This is a genomic window from Arthrobacter sp. 24S4-2 (assembly GCF_005280255.1).
Classification (GTDB): domain Bacteria; phylum Actinomycetota; class Actinomycetes; order Actinomycetales; family Micrococcaceae; genus Arthrobacter.
The window spans coordinates 14,466-31,717 of sequence record NZ_CP040018.1; the positions used below are offsets into that span (position 1 = coordinate 14,466).

Annotated in this window: 13 protein-coding genes; 5 read left to right on the forward strand and 8 right to left on the reverse strand. The window is 64.1% G+C overall.

Annotation, left to right across the window (positions count from 1 at the left end):
* Positions 1–65 precede the first annotated feature (65 nt).
* Entirely contained in the window at positions 66–1,013 is a 948-nt protein-coding gene (locus FCN77_RS00070) for a hypothetical protein (protein WP_137320591.1), read from the reverse strand.
* Positions 1,014–1,167: 154 nt separating this feature from the next.
* Between FCN77_RS00070 and FCN77_RS00075 the strand changes: the two genes are divergently transcribed.
* The gene (locus FCN77_RS00075) at positions 1,168–1,713 is read left to right on the forward strand and encodes a peptidylprolyl isomerase (RefSeq protein WP_137320592.1); all 546 of its coding nucleotides are present in this window, start codon (positions 1,168–1,170) and stop codon (positions 1,711–1,713) included.
* Positions 1,714–1,719: 6 nt separating this feature from the next.
* Positions 1,720–2,601 carry a rhomboid family intramembrane serine protease gene (locus tag FCN77_RS00080; protein ID WP_137320593.1) on the forward strand — a complete coding sequence of 294 codons (882 nt, stop codon included), beginning with the start codon at positions 1,720–1,722 and terminating at the stop codon, positions 2,599–2,601.
* Between the two features lie 1,063 nt (positions 2,602–3,664).
* Here FCN77_RS00080 and FCN77_RS00085 read toward each other — a convergent pair.
* Positions 3,665–4,276 (reverse strand): DNA-3-methyladenine glycosylase I, encoded by a 612-nt coding sequence (locus tag FCN77_RS00085; protein ID WP_137320594.1) that lies wholly within the window; start codon positions 4,274–4,276, stop codon positions 3,665–3,667.
* Positions 4,277–4,427: 151 nt separating this feature from the next.
* On the opposite strand from FCN77_RS00085, the gene FCN77_RS00090 reads away from it, so the two are divergent.
* A complete protein-coding gene (locus FCN77_RS00090; RefSeq protein ID WP_137320595.1) occupies positions 4,428–6,707 on the forward strand; it encodes an immune inhibitor A domain-containing protein in 2,280 nt (759 codons plus the stop codon).
* A 115-nt stretch (positions 6,708–6,822) separates the two neighbouring features.
* Here the strand turns inward: FCN77_RS00090 and FCN77_RS00095 are convergent, their stop codons facing one another.
* Positions 6,823–7,077 carry a cell division protein CrgA gene (locus tag FCN77_RS00095; RefSeq protein ID WP_137320596.1) on the reverse strand — a complete coding sequence of 85 codons (255 nt, stop codon included), beginning with the start codon at positions 7,075–7,077 and terminating at the stop codon, positions 6,823–6,825.
* Between the two features lie 174 nt (positions 7,078–7,251).
* Between FCN77_RS00095 and FCN77_RS00100 the strand changes: the two genes are divergently transcribed.
* Together FCN77_RS00100 and FCN77_RS00105 are read left to right on the forward strand one after the other, a co-directional pair.
* Entirely contained in the window at positions 7,252–8,037 is a 786-nt protein-coding gene (locus FCN77_RS00100; protein ID WP_137320597.1) for a class E sortase, read from the forward strand.
* 171 nt (positions 8,038–8,208) lie between these two features.
* Positions 8,209–8,847, forward strand: coding sequence for an aminodeoxychorismate/anthranilate synthase component II (locus FCN77_RS00105; protein WP_137320598.1), 639 nt, complete (start codon positions 8,209–8,211; stop codon positions 8,845–8,847).
* Positions 8,848–8,873: 26 nt separating this feature from the next.
* On the opposite strand, the gene pknB is transcribed toward FCN77_RS00105, so the two are convergent.
* Genes pknB through FCN77_RS00130 form a run of 5 tightly spaced genes read right to left on the reverse strand, consistent with a single transcriptional unit; the run spans position 8,874 to position 17,212 of the window.
* Complete coding sequence (gene pknB / locus FCN77_RS00110) at positions 8,874–10,766, reverse strand: Stk1 family PASTA domain-containing Ser/Thr kinase (RefSeq protein ID WP_254678766.1); 1,893 nt, start codon at positions 10,764–10,766, stop codon at positions 8,874–8,876.
* Between the two features lie 56 nt (positions 10,767–10,822).
* On the reverse strand, positions 10,823–12,658 hold the full coding sequence (locus FCN77_RS00115) for a protein kinase (RefSeq protein WP_137320600.1): 1,836 nt from the start codon (positions 12,656–12,658) through the stop codon (positions 10,823–10,825).
* Positions 12,655–14,112, reverse strand: coding sequence for a penicillin-binding protein 2 (locus FCN77_RS00120; RefSeq protein ID WP_137320601.1), 1,458 nt, complete (start codon positions 14,110–14,112; stop codon positions 12,655–12,657). The genes FCN77_RS00115 and FCN77_RS00120 overlap by 4 nt, the downstream gene beginning before the upstream one ends.
* Positions 14,109–15,569, reverse strand: coding sequence for an FtsW/RodA/SpoVE family cell cycle protein (locus FCN77_RS00125; RefSeq protein WP_137320602.1), 1,461 nt, complete (start codon positions 15,567–15,569; stop codon positions 14,109–14,111). The genes FCN77_RS00120 and FCN77_RS00125 overlap by 4 nt, the downstream gene beginning before the upstream one ends.
* Entirely contained in the window at positions 15,566–17,212 is a 1,647-nt protein-coding gene (locus FCN77_RS00130) for a PP2C family serine/threonine-protein phosphatase (protein ID WP_137324569.1), read from the reverse strand. The genes FCN77_RS00125 and FCN77_RS00130 overlap by 4 nt, the downstream gene beginning before the upstream one ends.
* Between the last annotated feature and the right edge of the window lie 40 nt (positions 17,213–17,252).

A 17,252-nucleotide genomic window follows, 5' to 3' on the forward strand; every position in this document is an offset into this window, starting at 1 on the left:
AAACAACAGATGGGCCCCGCATTGCGGAGCCCATCTGTTCCAGTTCCGTGCTGTGACGGCCTGTTCTACTTCTCGGTTGCCTTGGCGGCGCCGTTGTTCATGCTGGAAGCGATGTTTTTCACGGCAGTCTTGGCGTCCGTGGCAACCTTGGCTGCCTCGTCCTTGGCGTCCTCAACAGCATCCGCGGCCTTTTCGGCGGCGGCGTCGGAAGCGTCAGCAGCAGCGTCCGCTGCGTCGACGGTCTTCTCGCCGGCGGTCGCCGCAGCGTCCTTGGCCACCGCATTGACGTCATTCACGCTGGTCGCGGGAACCGGTGCCGGCGTTACAGGCGCCGGAGTCTTCCAGGGATCCTCCACGGGCTTGGAAGCCTTCCAAGCGGCCACGCCGGCGGCAACCGCGGCAGCGATCACACCGAAGATCAGCAGTCCGCGGTGCTTGGGCTTCTGCGGCTTGGCCACTTCCCCGGTGACAACGCGGGTGGCTTCGGCTGCAGCAGCCTTGAGCTGGTGGCCAGCGGCCTGGGCCTGATCCTGGATGGAATGCACCACGCCCGAATCAGCAAGCTTCTGTGCGACGGCATCCACATGGGCCGGGGCGCTTTCGAGCGTGCGGTGCACTACCTCCGAAGCCTGGCCGATCTGGTCCGAGAGCCGGGGCAGGTACTCCACCACAACACGGTCGCGGGCCTGGGAAATCACCGGGGTGGCCTTGTCCAATGCCTCGTGGAGGCGCGGGGCGGCATTGTCCACAGCGTCATGGATCTTCGGTGCGAGGTGAGCCAGACCGTCCTGGATCCGCGGCGTAACGATGGCGACGCCGTCGGCAAGGTTGTGGGCCGCGGACTTGAGCCCTTCCTGAATCTTCGGGGAAGCGGTGTCAATGCCGTGCTGCAGGCGGGGAACCGCCCAGTCCACGGCTGCTTCTACGCGGGGGGTTGCCCAATCCTTGGCGTTCTCTACCGCGCTGCTGACTGAGTGCTCCAGGTCACGGGCAATACGATCCGATTTCTTCACAACTACCTCCCGATTAATGTGACGGTTCTGTGGTTAGCCTACGTGGATTGGATCGCACCGGCTATTCTTCACAAGGATTTTGGCCGGATTTCACCTAGCGCGGAACTGCCCGGCAGGCCTCCTGCGCCATAGCCCGACATGGAACAATGGGCCTATGACTGCCATCGCAACAGCAAAAGCAACCATCCACACCAGCCTGGGCGACATCGTCGTCAACCTCTTCGGCAACCACGCGCCCAAGACGGTCAAGAACTTCGTCGGACTGGCCACCGGCGAGCAGGCCTGGACCCACCCGGAAAGCGGTGAGGACAAGACCGGAACCCCCCTGTACAACGGCACCATCTTCCACCGCATCATCAAGGACTTCATGATCCAGGCCGGAGATCCCCTGGGCCGCGGTGTCGGCGGACCGGGCTACAAGTTCGACGACGAAATCCACCCCGAGCTGACCTTCAACCAGCCGTACAAGCTGGCCATGGCCAACGCCGGCATCCAGATGGGCAAGGGCACCAACGGCTCGCAGTTCTTCATCACCACCATCCCCACCGACTGGCTTCAGGGCAAGCACAGCATCTTCGGCGAGGTTGCGGACGAAGAATCCAAGAAGGTTGTCGACGCCATTGAAGGTGTCCGCACCGGCATGGGCGACCGTCCGGTTGAGGACGTTGTCATCAACAGCATCGACATCGAACAGCTCTAACACTCCATGAGCTACGGAATTCCGGCGGCTGAGCCGTCCGCGCAGATTCCGGTGTGCCCCCGGCACCCGGACAGGCCTTCCTACGTCCGGTGCCAGCGTTGCGGGCGCCCGGCATGCCCGGAATGCCAGCGGGCGGCCGCCGTCGGGTTCCAATGCATTGACTGCGTCAACGAAACAAAACGTACGACGCCGGCAGCGAAGACCGTCTACGGCGGCACCGCCGTTGCCGGCCGGCCCCTGGTGACGTTCGGGATCATCGCCGTTTGTGCCCTTCTCTATGTGCTGCAGTGGCTGATCCCCAACGACGGAATCTACCAGAACCTGGCCTTCGCCTCGGTCTATGCGTCCCCCGAGTTCGGAGTATTCGAACCCTGGCGGATGCTGACTTCGGCCTTCCTTCATTCGCAGGGCTTCATCCTGCACATTGTCCTGAACATGTACACGCTGTGGATCTTCGGGCAGGCGCTGGAGCCGCTCCTCGGTCGCATCCGGTTCCTCGCTGTGTATCTGATTTCCGCGTTTGGCGGCTCCGTGGGCTTTCTCCTCCTGACGTCCACCTACGTCCCTGGCCAGCCGCTGACCGGCGTCGTGGGTGCCTCGGGCGCCATTTTTGGCCTCTTCGGGGCGATGCTGGTGGTCCAGCGGCACCGCGGCGGCGACACGCGGCAACTGTGGGTGCTGATCGCCATCAACGGTGCCATTGGCTTCATCGTTCCCCAGATCGCCTGGCAGGCGCACCTTGGCGGCCTGGTCACCGGCGCTGCCTGCGCCGCCGCCATTGCCTACGCCCCGCATGGCGCACGCCGCGGGCTTTGGCAGGCGGCCGGCCTGATACTGGTCCTCGCCCTCCTGGTCGCCGCCACTTGGTTCAGGATGGCCAGCACCTAGGCTTGCCTGGCCCTGATGGGGCCTCTTGCCCGGCCCCCCGCTAGCCCAAGCCCCCCTTTCGTTCAGCCCGTGCACCCCTCTCCCGGGCGCGCTAACGCGCCCGACGACATCTCATCCACGACGCTCGGCCGTGACGCCGCATCAGTTCCGCAGGGGCCCCAAACTCGGCACATGGCGGTTCCTGTTCCCCGTTGGCGTGTCCGGAGCCATCCCCGCGACTGACGTTGCCGCGGCCCGAAGTCGCGGTGACTCACCGCGGTAACCAGGGGCTGACCGCTTCCGGAAGTTGCCGTCTGGAAGTTTTCCACAGCGGTTATCCACATTGTTGGTAACTTACATGGTTGTAGTTCAGCAATGCTTCCATGTCCTGTCCGTGCCAACAGGCGATTATGGGTGCTGCCTCCCGTTTTCTATCCACATCTGTGGATAACTTTATTCCGCTGGCCTGTGGTTAAGTGGACAACTTTGCTGCCCCGGCGGTTGCGGGGTCTGACCCATTGATCGGGTGCGACCCCCGACCCCTGGTTGGGGCACGCCGCGAATTGCGGACCCGCTGGAGCCGCTCGGCTCCGCATCCATCCATTTGGGTCAGTAGACGGGTGTCATTTGTGGAAAGAGTGCGGACAGCGGCCGGATCGTCAACACGTTATGCACAGTGTTAATAAGTCGTCGCGCCGCACGAATACGCGGCGGTTCGCTGTCACAGAGCCTCAGCAGGACGGGTTCGGCAGAAATAACCCCCAGCTTATCCCCACCTGTGGATAACTTCTGGGGATAGCGCTGTTCTTAAGTGGATAACTCAGTGCCAGTTTCCCCTTGCGCCCACAGAAGCGGACGTCGGGTCCGTTATGTCCGGCAGAAAGCCCGAACTGGCCGGAACTTCGCCCACTTCGACGTGGCAGAAGCGTTATCCACAGGCAATCCACAGTGTTAATAACTTACAAGCACGTGATTGAGCTCGAACGGTGTTCCGTGAAGGGCCCTGAGCCGCCGAACAAGACATTCAGGCTGTCCGGACTTTTCAACATTGTGGATAACTTTCCCCACAGTGCTGGTGATAACTTCAGGCCGGTGCCACCCAGACGCCCGATGAACCGCGGCGGTGGCTGTCCACCAAATGGGTGTCGATCATGCCGATCGCTTCCATGAGCGCGTACATGGTGGTGGGGCCGACGAAAGCGAACCCCTTGCTGCGCAGTGCCTTGGACAGGGCGATGGATTCAGCCGAGGTGGTGGGAATCTCGGCATGCGTTTGGGGTTGAGGGGTCGCAGGCGGCTGGAAGCTCCAGACAAAATCCACCAGTCCGCCTTCTCGCCGCAGGGCGATGGTGGCTTGGGCGTTGGTAATGGCAGCCCGGATCTTCAGTCTGTTCCGGACAATGCCTGCGTCGAGGAGCAGCCGCTCCACGTCTTCTTCGGTGAACGCGGCCACGATATCCGGCTGGAAGTCATGGAATGCCGCACGGAACGCCGGGCGCTTACGCAGGATGGTTGCCCAGGAGAGCCCGGCCTGGAAGGCCTCCAGACTGATACGTTCAAACAGCCCCTGTTCGTCCCGGACCGGCATTCCCCATTCGGTGTCGTAGTACTCCTGGAGCATGGGGTCAACGGCTGCCCATGGCGGGCGGGCAAGGCCGTCGGTGCCGACAATGGTGCCGTGTTCATCCGGGGTCATCTGAGTTCCTTAGCTTTCCTGCGCGGTGTTGCTGCCTCCAGCATATTTAGCGACCAGGACAGGACATGCTTCCGACGTCGCGAAGTTCATAGCCGAAGGCGGACTCTCATATTATGCTGTGGCTCTGATCACAAAACACTGGGAGGTGCGTGTGAGGAAAACCAAAATTGCGGTGGCGGCCGTCGCGGGGGTCGTGCTCGGGATGCTCACCATCCAGGCCCCGGCCGTAGCCGCACCACCCGCCGACGACGGGTCAACGGGTGCCGAAGCAGCAATACGGCAGGACAACCGGCCGGGACCGCGGACCAAGGAACTCGTTGAAAAGCGCAAGGCGGCAATTGACAAGGTGGCCAGGGGCCAGGCCAAAGCCAACGACGACGGCGTAGTCCAGTTGGCCGAGGATAAGTTCGCGGAAATCCAAAGCACCAAACAGGACAAGATCTTCACCATACTGGCGGAGTTCGGCGACCAGGGCTCAGGCCGGTTCGGAACGGCGCCGGGTCCGCTGCACAATTCGATCGCGGCACCTGACCGTTCGGTGGACAACACCACCCTGTGGACCCAGGATTTCAGCCCGGCCTACTACGGAGAACTTTTCAACGGCGGCGGCGAATCGATGAAGGGGTACTACGAGGCAGTTTCAAATGGCAAGTATTCCGTAACGAATACCGTGACGGACTGGGTCAGGGTGCCGAACAACGGATCCTTCTACGGCGACAACGCCACCGAGGACACGGGCGGTTCATGGGCATTTGTCCGGGACTCCGGCAACGCCTGGTGGAATTCCCAACTGGCAGCCGGCAAGACCCCGGCGGAAATTGACGCGTACCTTGCCCAGTTCGATGTGTGGGACCGCTATGACTTCGACAACGACGGCAACTTCGATGAATCCGACGGCTACATCGACCACTTCCAGGCAGTCCACGCAGGCGAGGGCGAGGAAGGCGGAGGCGGCGCCCTGGGCGAGGACGCCATCTGGTCCCACCGCTGGTACGCCTACGGCGACCAGTTCGGCTCCGCCGGGCCTGACGGGAACCTTTCCGGCGGAACCCGGATCGGATCATCCAAATACTGGCTGGGTGACTACACCACAGAACCAGAAAATGGCGGCGTCGGCGTGTTCGCGCACGAGTTCGGCCATGACCTCGGACTGCCGGACTTCTACGACACCACGGGCGCCGCGACCAACAGCACCGCGTTCTGGACCCTCATGAGCTCAGGATCCTGGTTGGGCCACGGTTCTGCGGCCAACGACGGAATCGGCACGACCCCGGGCCTGATGGGACCCGAAGAAAAGCTCTTCCTCGGTTGGCTGGAACACAGCACAGTGGAGGCAGGTTCGACCGGAGACTTTGTCCTGAATCCGTCCCAGCTTCAAGTTGAGGGCAAGGACCAGGCCGTGCGGGTCAACCTTCCGGACAAGACAACCACCGCGGACTACACAGCCGCCGCCTCGGGGACGAAGGCGTGGTGGACGGGCAGCGAGGACAACCTCAATGAATCCCTGACCCATGCCGTCCCGCCGCAGTCGCGGGTGACCGTAACGGCCAACACCTGGTACGACATCGAGGAGAATTACGACTTCCTCTACGGTGAATATTCCACTGACGGCGGCAAGACCTGGAAGTCTGCGGGCCGCGCGCTCAGCGGCGCAGCCGGGTGGGGGCAGGTGCGCTACGCGTATGACGCCGCCGGCCTCGCATCGCTGTTTCGCTTCAGGTACCAGACCGACGGGGGCGTCCATAACCCGGGTGCCTTCGTTGACGACGTGAAGATAGCGGCCGGAAAGACCGCAGTCCTTGGCGACGACGTCGAGTCCGGCCAGGGGCAGTGGCTTGCCACCGGTCAATGGCAACTGAGTACCGGCTCGGTCACCCGCACCACCGAGCAGTACTACCTCGTGGAAAACCGTGAGTATGTGGGCTTTGACGCCACGCTTGCGGAAGGACCCTACGCCTTCACCAAGGGCATCACGGCCCCGAACTGGGTTGATTTCTTCAAGTACCAGAACGGCATGCTGGTCTGGTACATCGACGATTCCTATGCGGACAACAACGTTTCGGCCCACCCGGGAGCCGGCTCCGCGCTGCCGGTCGATGCCCGGCCCACACCCTTCAAATGGGCCGACGGCACTATGCCCGGCAATAGCCGGCAGCCGTTTGACGCGACGTTCGGGCTGGAAACAACTGATCCTCTGTGCCTTGCGAAGGAAGTGCAGACCGGCACCAAGCGCAATCCGGGCATCAGCTCAGCTGACGCCTGCGCCGTGGGCAGTGCACCGATCGGAGTCTTCAAGGACAGTGATCCGCTTGCCTACTACAGCGCCGACAATCCCTATGGAAGCGTCAAGGTGGCAGGGCACGGGGTGGAGATTTCTGTAACGTCGGATGCCGGCCAGGACCTGGCCATCCACGTGATCAACCCGGACTAGGACTGAACACCACCAGCCATATAAGAAGGGTCGGACCGGCACACTGTGCCGGTCCGACCCTTATGTATGAAGCTGGGTGCCCGCCCTGGGGGCGGTCAGGGTGGAAGGCCGGCGGCTAGGAGCGCCAGCGGGTGGTCATCAGGAACCCTACGATCGCAATGCCGAATCCGGCCACGATGTTCCATGATTCCCAGGCCTTCACGGGCAGGGCGCCTTCACTGATGTAAAACGTAATGATCCATAGCAACCCAATGATCATCAGTCCGAACATGACGGGCTTGAACCACACCGCGTTGGGTTTATATGCCTGCGATGCAGAAGCCGGCGTTTCCGAAGCGGCAGTCTTCTTTCGTGGCTTTGACTCGGGCACGGGTCCTCCTCGTCGGGCTGAATCAAAGGCGGAGCCTCCGGCTTGGTATCCTGCAAGAAGGAAATGCCGGCGGTGTGGGGCCCTTGCTCAGGTCTGAATTCTTACTAGCAGCCAATTCTAGCTGTAGTTCAGGACACACCGGTGCCCGCCCAAGCTGCCAATTGAGGAGAACACGTGGTGTTGCTGGAGAAGGAGACGACCGCGGCTGTGCCGGCCCGCGGCGTCGGGGTTCTCCGCAAGCTCGTCCAGATCGTCGGCGAGCTGCTGATCACGCTGGGCGTGATCCTGCTCCTCTTCGTCGCTTGGCAGCTGTGGTGGACGAACGTCGAGTCCGATGCGAAGCAGAGCGAGGTCATCAGGAATTTCGCCCAGGACCTGGGCGGTTCCGCCGCGCCAGTGGCCCCGGATCCCACCCCCGCCGCGCCGCCCGACTATGGTCCGCCAAAGATCGCCGAAGCGCCAGGGCACGGCGGCACCATCGGCATCATGTACATCCCCCGCTTCGGCGCGGACTACACCCGGCCCATCGTCCAGGGGACCTCCACGGATGTCCTGGACACACTGGGGCTCGGCCACTACAGCGAGACGGCCATGCCGGGGGCAACGGGCAACTTTGCCGTCGCCGGGCACCGCCAGACACACGGAGCGGTCCTGGACAACATCCACACCCTGGTCCCCGGAGACAAGATCTACGTCCAGACCAAGGACGGCTTTTACGTCTATGTGTTCCGCAACAACCAGATCGTGCTTCCATCCGCCACCGATGTGCTGCTCCCCGTGCCCACCCAGCCTGCAGCCCAGCCCACGGAAGGCTACCTCACCATGACCAGCTGCAATCCGCGCTTCGGCTCCCAGGAACGGATCATTGCCTACTCGATCCTGGACCACTGGCAGCCGGCCTCGGCAGGCCCTCCGGCGGAAATAGCGGCCCAGGTGGCCAAAGCGCTTGGGAAGGGCTGACGCCATGTATGGATGGATTTTCCGCCACTTGCCAGGCCCGCTGTGGCTCAGGATTGTCACCTCGCTGGCACTGCTGGCCTGCGCGCTAATACTGATGGTTCAGTTTCTCTTCCCCTGGATGTCACAGTTCACCCAGTTCACCGACTCAACGATTGGTTCAGTAACTCAACAATGAGCACCAAGATCCTGGTCGTAGACAACTACGACAGCTTTGTTTACACCCTGGTGGGGTACCTCCAGGAACTGGGCGCCGAGACAACGGTGGTCCGCAACGACGACGTCACCCTCGCGGAGGCGATCGAGATGACGGAAGCGCGCGACGGCGTCCTCGTCTCGCCAGGACCCGGCACCCCGGCGGAGGCCGGCGTCTGCATCGAACTGATCAAATGGTGCGGCAGCCACAACAAGCCCATGTTCGGCGTCTGCCTGGGACACCAAGCCCTGGCTGAGGCCTACGGCGCCACCGTGACCCACGCACCTGAGCTGATGCACGGAAAGACCTCCCTCGTGGAGCACCAGGGCGCCAGTGTCTTCGCCGGCCTCCCCTCCCCCGTCACCGCCACGCGCTACCACTCTTTGGCTGCGGTCCGGGAGACCATCCCGGACATCCTGGAAATAACGGCCCAGACGGCCAACGGCGTGATCATGGGATTGCAGCACCGGACGGCACCACTCTGCGGCGTGCAGTTCCACCCGGAGTCAGTCCTCACAGAGGGCGGCTACCAGATGCTCGGGAACTGGCTGGAATCACTCGGCATGGAAGGTGCCGCCGAGCGCGCCGCGAAACTGAGTCCGCTGATCCAGCACTAGGGTCCAACAGTGCGCCGCAGCGAAGGCTAACCGCGGTCCTTGCTCGGATCGGTCGCCGTAGGCGTGGGAGTCGGGGTGGGGCTGGGCGCTGGGGCCTTGGCAATGATCACGTTGATGGTCTTGCCCTGCTCCACCAGCGCGTTGACGGCGTCGCTTTGCTCCGTGACCTTCCCGGGCTCCACTTCGGAGTTCTCAACTTCTTTCACCGACATGCCCAGGCCGAGGTTCTTGAGGGCAGCCTCAGCTTCCGCACGCGGCAGGCCGCGGAGTTCGGGCATGGCCACCTTGCCCGTTGACACAACGATTTCCACGGTGCTTCCGATCGGGACTGTGTCGCCTGGGGCGGGTTTGGTGGTGATGACGATTCCCGCCGGCACGCTGGCGCTGTTCGCCATCGTGGTGCCAGGGGCGCCGGCAAGGCCGATCTGCCGCAGGACATCCCGGGCCGCCGCTTCCGTGCGGCCCGGCAGGTTGTCCGGGATCTTGACGGCGCTCGGCCCATCGGAGATGTTCAGCGTCACCTTCGACTCGGCTTCCATGGATGTACCTGCCGCTGGCACCGTGCCGATGGCCGTTCCCTTGGCGATGGTGTCATGCTGCAGCCTGGTGATCTGTGGGCTTAGCCGGGCGTTGTAGAGCTTCTGCAGGGCCTCAGTTTCCGTCAGTGACGCCACGGGCGGGACCAGGACCTTCGCCACGGCGGGCGGCGGTTGGTTCATGATGTTGTAGAGCCAGAGGCCACCGCCGGCGAGGACCAGCAGCGTGAAAATCACCAGGGTGGCAATCCACGTCCGGCGGCGGGACTTCTGCCGCGGTGTACGCTCACGTTCGGGCGGGAGCCCAAGGGGAAGATCGCTGGCTTCGGAGGGTTCGTAAACCAGGGCGGGCAGGGCCCGGTCATCGCCTAGAGTGTCCTGGACGGGCCGCAGCCTGCCGCTCGGTGCATCGTCGAGGAAGCTTGCACCCGTGAGCGAATAGGGGGCAGCCTGGGCCGTGCGCTCCGTGGCAGGTACCGTGTTGTTGGGTTCCGTGGCTGCTTCACCTGCCGCCACGTCGGGGACGGGGACGCCGCTGCGGGCCGCCCGGAGGGCGCGCTGGAAGGCGGCCGCATCCTGGAAGCGGTCGGCACGGTTTTTCTGCAAAGCTTTCGAGAGGACGCTGTCCAGGGCTTCTGACACGTCCGGGTTGAGGCTGCCGGCCGGTTCCGCGATCTCACGGACGTGCTGGTAGGCCACGGAGACCGGACTGTCGCCGACGAACGGCGGACGACCCGTCAGCATTTCGTACAGCAGGCATGCAGCGGAGTACAGGTCGCTGCGGGCGTCCACAGTTTCGCCCCGCGCCTGTTCCGGCGAGAGGTACTGCGCTGTTCCCACTACTGCCTGGGTCTGGGTCATGGTGGCCGACGAATCGGCCATGGCCCGGGCAATGCCAAAATCCATCACCTTGATGGTCACCGAGTCTTCGCAGACCATTACATTTGCCGGCTTGATATCCCGGTGGACGATGCCCGCCCGGTGGCTGTACTCAAGGGCGGAGAGTACGCCGAGGATGAAGTCGATGGCATGGTCGATGGTGACTTCCTTCGCGCGGATGAGATCCCTGAGGGTCTTTCCGGATACGAACTCCATCACAATGTAGGGCACCCGGACGGTGTCCTCCGGACCCCCCGGAACCGCGTGGTCACCGGTGTCGTAGATGGCAACGATCGAGGGATGGTTCAGCGCTGCCACGGCCTGGGCCTCGCGCTTGAACCGCGCCTGGAACTGCGGATCCCGGGCAAGGTCCGGCCGGAGCAGCTTGATGGCCACTGTCCGGCCCAGCCGGGTATCAACGCCGCGGTGCACGTCAGCCATGCCGCCGCGGCCGATCAGCTCACCGAGTTCATACCGTCCGTTGAGGACGCGCTGGGTATTCACTGGGAGGCTGTCCTCTCTGTGCAACGGGATACGGGGTGAGTCCGGCACGGTGCGTCTTACTTCGACGTCGGGGTGCTGGGCGTGGGCAGGAGTTCCGCGGCGAGGTGGTAGGTCACTACGGATCCGGCGGGCACCTTGCTTCCGGCGCCCGGCTCGGAACTGACGAACGTGCCGGCCTGTTGCCCGGTGCTGCCCGGCACGGCAGATCCCTTCACCCAGCGGAGCCCGGCGTCTTCGATCGCTTTCTGCGTCTGAGCTTCGGTGCTGCCCACGCCTATCGCGGGCACGGAAATCTCTTGGCTCGGATCCTTGCCCTTGGAATAGGTGACGGTGATGGTCTCCCCGGGATTAACCCGACCGGACGGCTCGATGTTGGTGACCGTTCCCTGTGCCGCATCGCTGAACACCGGGTCGCCTTTCACGGTTAGTCCCATACCGACGAGCTGGCTGCGGACGTCATTGTACTGCTGACCCAAGTAGGCGTCCGGGATCAGGTTGATGGCTTCCGGAGTGGTTTGCGTGGGGGTCGGAGTGGGGGTGGGGCTGGCGGAAGTGGGCTTGGCGGAAGTGGCCGACGCCGACGGGCTGGCACTGCTTGGCTTAGCGCTGCTGGACGTCGAAGAGGACTGTGCCGGGCTTGCCGGGAAGAGGATGCCGGCCTGCGTGAGGATGACACCAACCAGCGCGAACAGCACCAGCACGATGAGGGCAATCAGCGGCCATGTCCAGGGACTGCGGCCACGGCGTTGCGGTTCGTCCTCCGGCTCGTCATAGCGGTCGTGTTCCTCTTCCTGTTCCCAGGTGCGCTCGGCTGCCAGGGCATCGGCACGCGAAAGCGTGCCGCGCGGACCGGTGGCCCCCGCAGCAGCTCCGGCGGCCAGGCCCGCGGCCGCCCCGGCGCCCGCGGCGCCGACCACGGGAAGTGCGGATGTCGCCGTCGTCGATTTGTCCTTTTCGGGACCTGAGTCGATGACGCCGGTGGCCGCGGTGGGAATGTCCACAGGGGCGGTGATGGGCCCGGTGGTTGCCTCGAAGAGCAGCATGCCGGGAACGGCAGCGTGGGCAGTTGCGATGTCGCCGTTGCGGATGGCCTCGGCCGCTTCGGACAGCTTGATGGCGTTGGCCGGGCGGTTCTTGGGGTCCTTGGCGAGCATGGACATCAGGAGGGCCCGGACCGGAGTCGGGAGGGTTTCCGGCAGCGGCGGCGGAGCGTCGTTCACCTGCGCCAGCGCGATGGCGATCTGCGACTCCCCGGAGAACGGCCGGCGCCCGGTGAGGCACTCGTAGCCGATGACGCCGAGCGAGTAGATGTCCGAGGCGCCCGTGGCGGTCTGGCCGGTGGCCTGTTCCGGGGCAAGGTACTGGGCCGTGCCCATGACCTGCCCGGTCTGGGTCAGCGGGACCTGGTCGGCCAGCCGGGCGATACCGAAGTCGGTCACCTTGACGCGCCCCTCCGGAGTGATCAGCAGGTTGCCCGGCTTGATGTCGCGGTGGACCAGGCCCTGTGAGTGGGCAACAGACAGGGCCCGGGCCGTCTGGGCGATCATGGACAGCGTCCGGTCCGGAGAGAGCACCTGTTCGCGTTCGATGATGGCGCTCAGCGGATGGCCCGGGACCAGCTCCATCACCAGGTAGGCCGATCCCTCTTCCTCGCCGTAGTCAAAGACATTGGCGATGCCCACGTGGTTCAGCAGGGCCGTGTGGCGCGCCTCGGCACGGAAGCGCTGGAGGAACCCGGGATCGCCCGTGTACTCCTCTTTGAGCACCTTGATGGCGACAATCCTGCCAAGGATAAGGTCCTTGGCTTTCCAGACTTCTCCCATCCCGCCAATCGCAATACGCGTGGTCAGCTGGAATCTCCCGCCGAGGGTGATTCCCGATGTAGGCCTCACTTATTCAACACCGCCTCAAAAATCTTCTTCGCGTTCGGACTGGTTAGCTGTGCACCGGTGGTGATGTCCACGCCCTGCATGACGACGGTCACCGACACCTGCGGATCGTTGGCCGGGGCGAACCCGGTAAACCATGAGTTGTTCGAGCCGTCTCCGAGCTCGGCGGTGCCGGTCTTGCCCGCCACCGGGACGCCCGGTACGGCCGCCCCCTTGGCGATGCCGTCGCTGACCACGCTGGTCATCCACTCCGTGATCTGCCGCGAGATCTCCGGTGTAGTGGACGTCCGGAGGACCTCGGGTTTCGGTTCGCTGATGACGCGCAGGTCCGGGGACCGCACTGTCTTGACCAAATTGGGTTCCATCTGGACTCCACCGTTGGCGATCGCCGACGTCATCAGGGCAATCTGCAGCGGCGTGGCCCGGACATCCCGCTGGCCGATGACGGACTGGGCGAGCCCGGCGTGGTCCAGTTCCTCTTCCGGGAATGGTTTCTTGGCGTAGTCCAGTTTAAGCTGGTCGCCAAGGTCCTCGCCGAAACCGAATTTTGCGGCCTGGTCGGCTATCGCCTTTTGGCCCAGGTCAAGGGCAATGCTCGCGAACGGCGTGTTGCAGGACTGCTGGAGCGCGAAGGCGAAGCTGGCCGTGTTTTGCGTGTAGCAGTTACCGCCGGCGTAGTTCGGCAGCTTGTACTGGATGCCCGGGAACGGCATTTCCGCCGGGTTGGGCAGCACGCTGTCCTTGTTGTATTTCCCCGAGCTGAGCGCCGCGGCCGTATCAATGAGCTTGAACACCGAGCCGGGTGCCAGAAGCGCGCCGGTGGGGCCGCTGACGTTCTGGTTCAGGTTGATTCCGGGAATCTTGTTCAACTCGTTCAGGTTGGCTGCCTCGGCATCCGGGTCCTGGGTTGCGATCAGGTTGGGGTCGTAGGACGGCTTGGACACCATGGCCAGGATGTCGCCGGTCTTCGGGTTGGTCACCACAATGGAGCCGCGCTGGCCGTCCGGAATCAGGTCGTAGGCAAGCTTCTGGATCTTAGGGTCAATCGTCAGTTCAACGGACGCTCCCTTGGGCTGGTTGCCCAGGAACATCTGGCCGATCCGGTCGAGGAAGAGCTGGTCCGAGCTGCCCTCGAGCTGTTCGTTCATGGCCTTCTCCAGCCCGGTGACGCCGAAGCTCCGGGAGAAGTATCCGGTGATGCCGGCGTAGAGCTCAGGCTGCGTGTAGCTGCGCTGGAATTTGCAGCTTTCCGAACCGGGCACGGACTGCGCCACGGCCGTTCCGCCTACGATGATCGCTCCGCGGTCGTTGCAGTAGTTCTGCAGGATGGCGCGCTTGTTCCAGGCATTGGCCTGCAACTCATCAGCACCGATCACCTGAACGTAGCTGAGGGCGCCGAAAATGAGCGCGAACATGGCCACCGCGGCAATCCATGAATTCCGAATAGCGTGGTTCACAGTTGTTTCACCGCTTCAGTCGGGGCGTCGGGGTGGGTGGCAGCGGGCTGCCGTCCGGGCTGTTTGGCCGGGCGCGGCGGCGCGGGTGGAACAGGTTTCTGTTCATCCGGCTGCGCGCCGTGCGGCATGGGCGTAGTGTCCACGGGACCGCGGGCGGTGTGCGAGATCATCAGCAGCAGGCCAACGATGATCCAGTTGGCCAGCAGCGAGGATCCGCCCGCCGCCAGGAAGGGCGTGGTGAGACCGGTCAGCGGAATCAGTCGGGTCACGCCGCCGATCACCACAAAACACTGCAGGGCAATGGCAAAGGACAGGCCGCAGGCCAGCAACTTGCCGAAGGCATCCCGCGTGCCCAAGGCCGCGCGGAAGCCACGCGTGAACAGCAGAAGGTACATCAGTACGATCGCGAAGAGGCCGATAAGGCCAAGTTCCTCGCCGAATGACGCGATGATCATGTCGCTGTTGGCGAACGGCACCAGGTTTGGCCGGCCCTGGCCCAGGCCCGTACCAACCAGGCCGCCGTTGGCCATGCCAAAGAGTCCTTCGACGATCTGCAGGCTGCCGCCGAACTGCCGTCCGTAGACTTCGTCCGTGAAGGCGTTGAGCCATCCGTCGATGCGGAGACCCACGTGGGAGAAGACCTTGGAGGCAACAAAGCCGCCACCCAGGAGCAGCGCGACGCCGATGATGACCCAGCTGATGCGGCTGGTGGCCACGTAGATCATCACGATGAAGAGGCCGAAGAACAGCACCGAAGAGCCTAGGTCGCGTTGGAAGATCAGCACACCGATGCTTACCAGCCAGGCCGTGATCATGGGCCCCATGTCCTTGAAGCGCGGGAACTGGAGCGGCCCGATCTTGCGTCCGGCCAGCAGGATGAGGTCGCGGTTGGACGAAAGATACCCGGCGAAGAATATTGCCAGCGTGATCTTGGCGACTTCGCCCGGCTGGAAGGTCATGGGGCCGATCTTGATCCAGACGCTGGCGCCCAGGACTTCGCCGGCGGAGATGCCCGGCACCAACGGCAAGATCAGCAGCAGGGCACTGACAGCCAGCGAGATGTAGGTGAAGCGGCGCAGGATCCGGTGGTCTTTGAGGAACCAGATCACCGCGATGGCGACACCCATGGCCACCAACGTCCAGCGGAGCTGGTTGTTTCCGGTGTCCTCGCCCACCCGGTCCAGGCGGTGGATCATGGCCAGCCCGAGGCCGTTGAGGGCAATCACGAGCGGAAGTATTACGGGATCGGCATATTTTGCGCGGATCCGGAGGACGACGTGGAAAGCGAGGGCGGCGGCAGCCAGCAGGCTCGACTGGAACCAGAAATCGGTGTCAAACGCCTTTTCCTGATCCACGCCCACGAGGGCATTGGCGCCGATGCCGACGGCAAGGGCAAGGATCAACAGGGCCAGTTCGGCATTCCTGCGCGGCTTGGGAGTGGCCTCGATTTGTGTCATTTGGCCTCCTCACAAGGGTTGGCGGTCGGGCTGGGTGTTGCGGTCGGTTTGGGTGTTCCCGGCGGCGCGGCTGTGCCGCTTGGCGCGGGCGCCGCCCCGGAAGCGGATGGCGGGGCTGCCGTTGCGGTGGGCGACGGCGACAGGCACTCGTCCGACGGCGAGGTGGTACCGGTCAGGTCAAGGTTCTTGACGATCCGTTGGGCGTCGTAGAGGTCCTTCGCGGGCACCGTCTGGCGGACCCGTTGCTGCGAGAACTCAGGGAGGTCTGACATTTTGATGTCGGTGACGGTTTCCAGCGTCGACAGCTGGATGGGTCCCAAACGCTGGGAAACGCCGTTGAAGATAGCTACCCGTTGATCGTATTCGCCGATGTAGTAGCGCGTTTGCGTCCAGGCGTAGCCGAGCCACAGGCCAACGCTCAGGATGATCAGGAGGGCCGCCGCCGTGGCGATGGTGACCCAGCGGCGCGGCTTGGCAGCGGGTTTGTATTCGTCCGTTTCCTCGCGGCCCTGATCCGACTTGTGGGTGAGAACGGTTGCTGCGCGGCGCGCGACGGTCCGTCCTGCGATCGTGGGGATGGAGCCGGACTCGGCCGCGGCGACCGCCGCGCCCACGAGTTCATGCGGGCGGTTGGCGAGTTCCTCGCGAAGGACAGCGGCGGAGAGGTGCTCGCCGAGGTGGGGGTCCGTGGCGGTGGCGGGTTCAGCGGATGTCGCGGGAGGCGTGCCTACCTCGCCTTCCGTGGCCGCACCCGAAACTGCATTCTCCGAAGCATCCGCGCTGTCCGCTGTCGCAGCGGCCGGCGACGCCGGGGCATCCGCAGGTTTGGGGGAGGCGCTGTCAGTTGGGGCGGCTTCAGGGCCGCGGGACCCGGCGGCAGTGCCTGCCGGGGGCTGCACGATCTCGACGGCGGCGGTGCGGACGTCGTCGGACGTCTGTTCCACTATCTCAAGCAGGACAACGGTGACGTTGTCCGGAGCGCCTGCTTCGAGGGTGAGGTCCACCAGTTTTTCGACGCACTCGCGCAGGTCCTTGGTTTCGCGGACGGTGCGCTCCACCACGTGGCCTGCAACGTAATTAAGGCCGTCCGAGCAGAGCAGCCACCGTTCGCCGGGCTCCACCTCGTGGGTGGCCAGATCTAGTTCGGGACTAGCGTCGACGTCGCCCAGGACCCGCATGAGTACGTTCTTGTGCGGATGTGTTTCCGCTTCCTCGGGGCGAAGTCTGCCTTCGTCGATGAGCCTTTGGACGAAAGTGTGGTCGACGCTGATCTGTTTGAATTCACCGTTGCGCAGCCGGTAGGCGCGGGAGTCGCCGATGTGGGCGAAGTGCAGTTTGCCCTCGGCCAGGAGCAGAGCCGTGACGGTGGTGCCCATCCCGGCAAGCTTGGGGTTGATGTGCACCAGTTCGGACAGGAGGGAATTGGCGGTCTGGATCTCGTCCGCCAGGACGGTGCCGGCGTCGCCGTCGTAATGACCGTGGTCCAGGTGGAGCATGTCCAGGACGGTGGCCGCGGAGGCCACGTCACCGCCGGCATGGCCGCCCATGCCGTCGGCCACAACGGCAAGGTGCCTGCCGACATACGCGGAGTCATCGTTCTTGGCTCGAATGCGTCCCACGTCAGAGCGGGCGGCGTAGCGCATGATGAGCGGCCGCGTCGAGGTGGGGGCCTTTTCTGCGGGA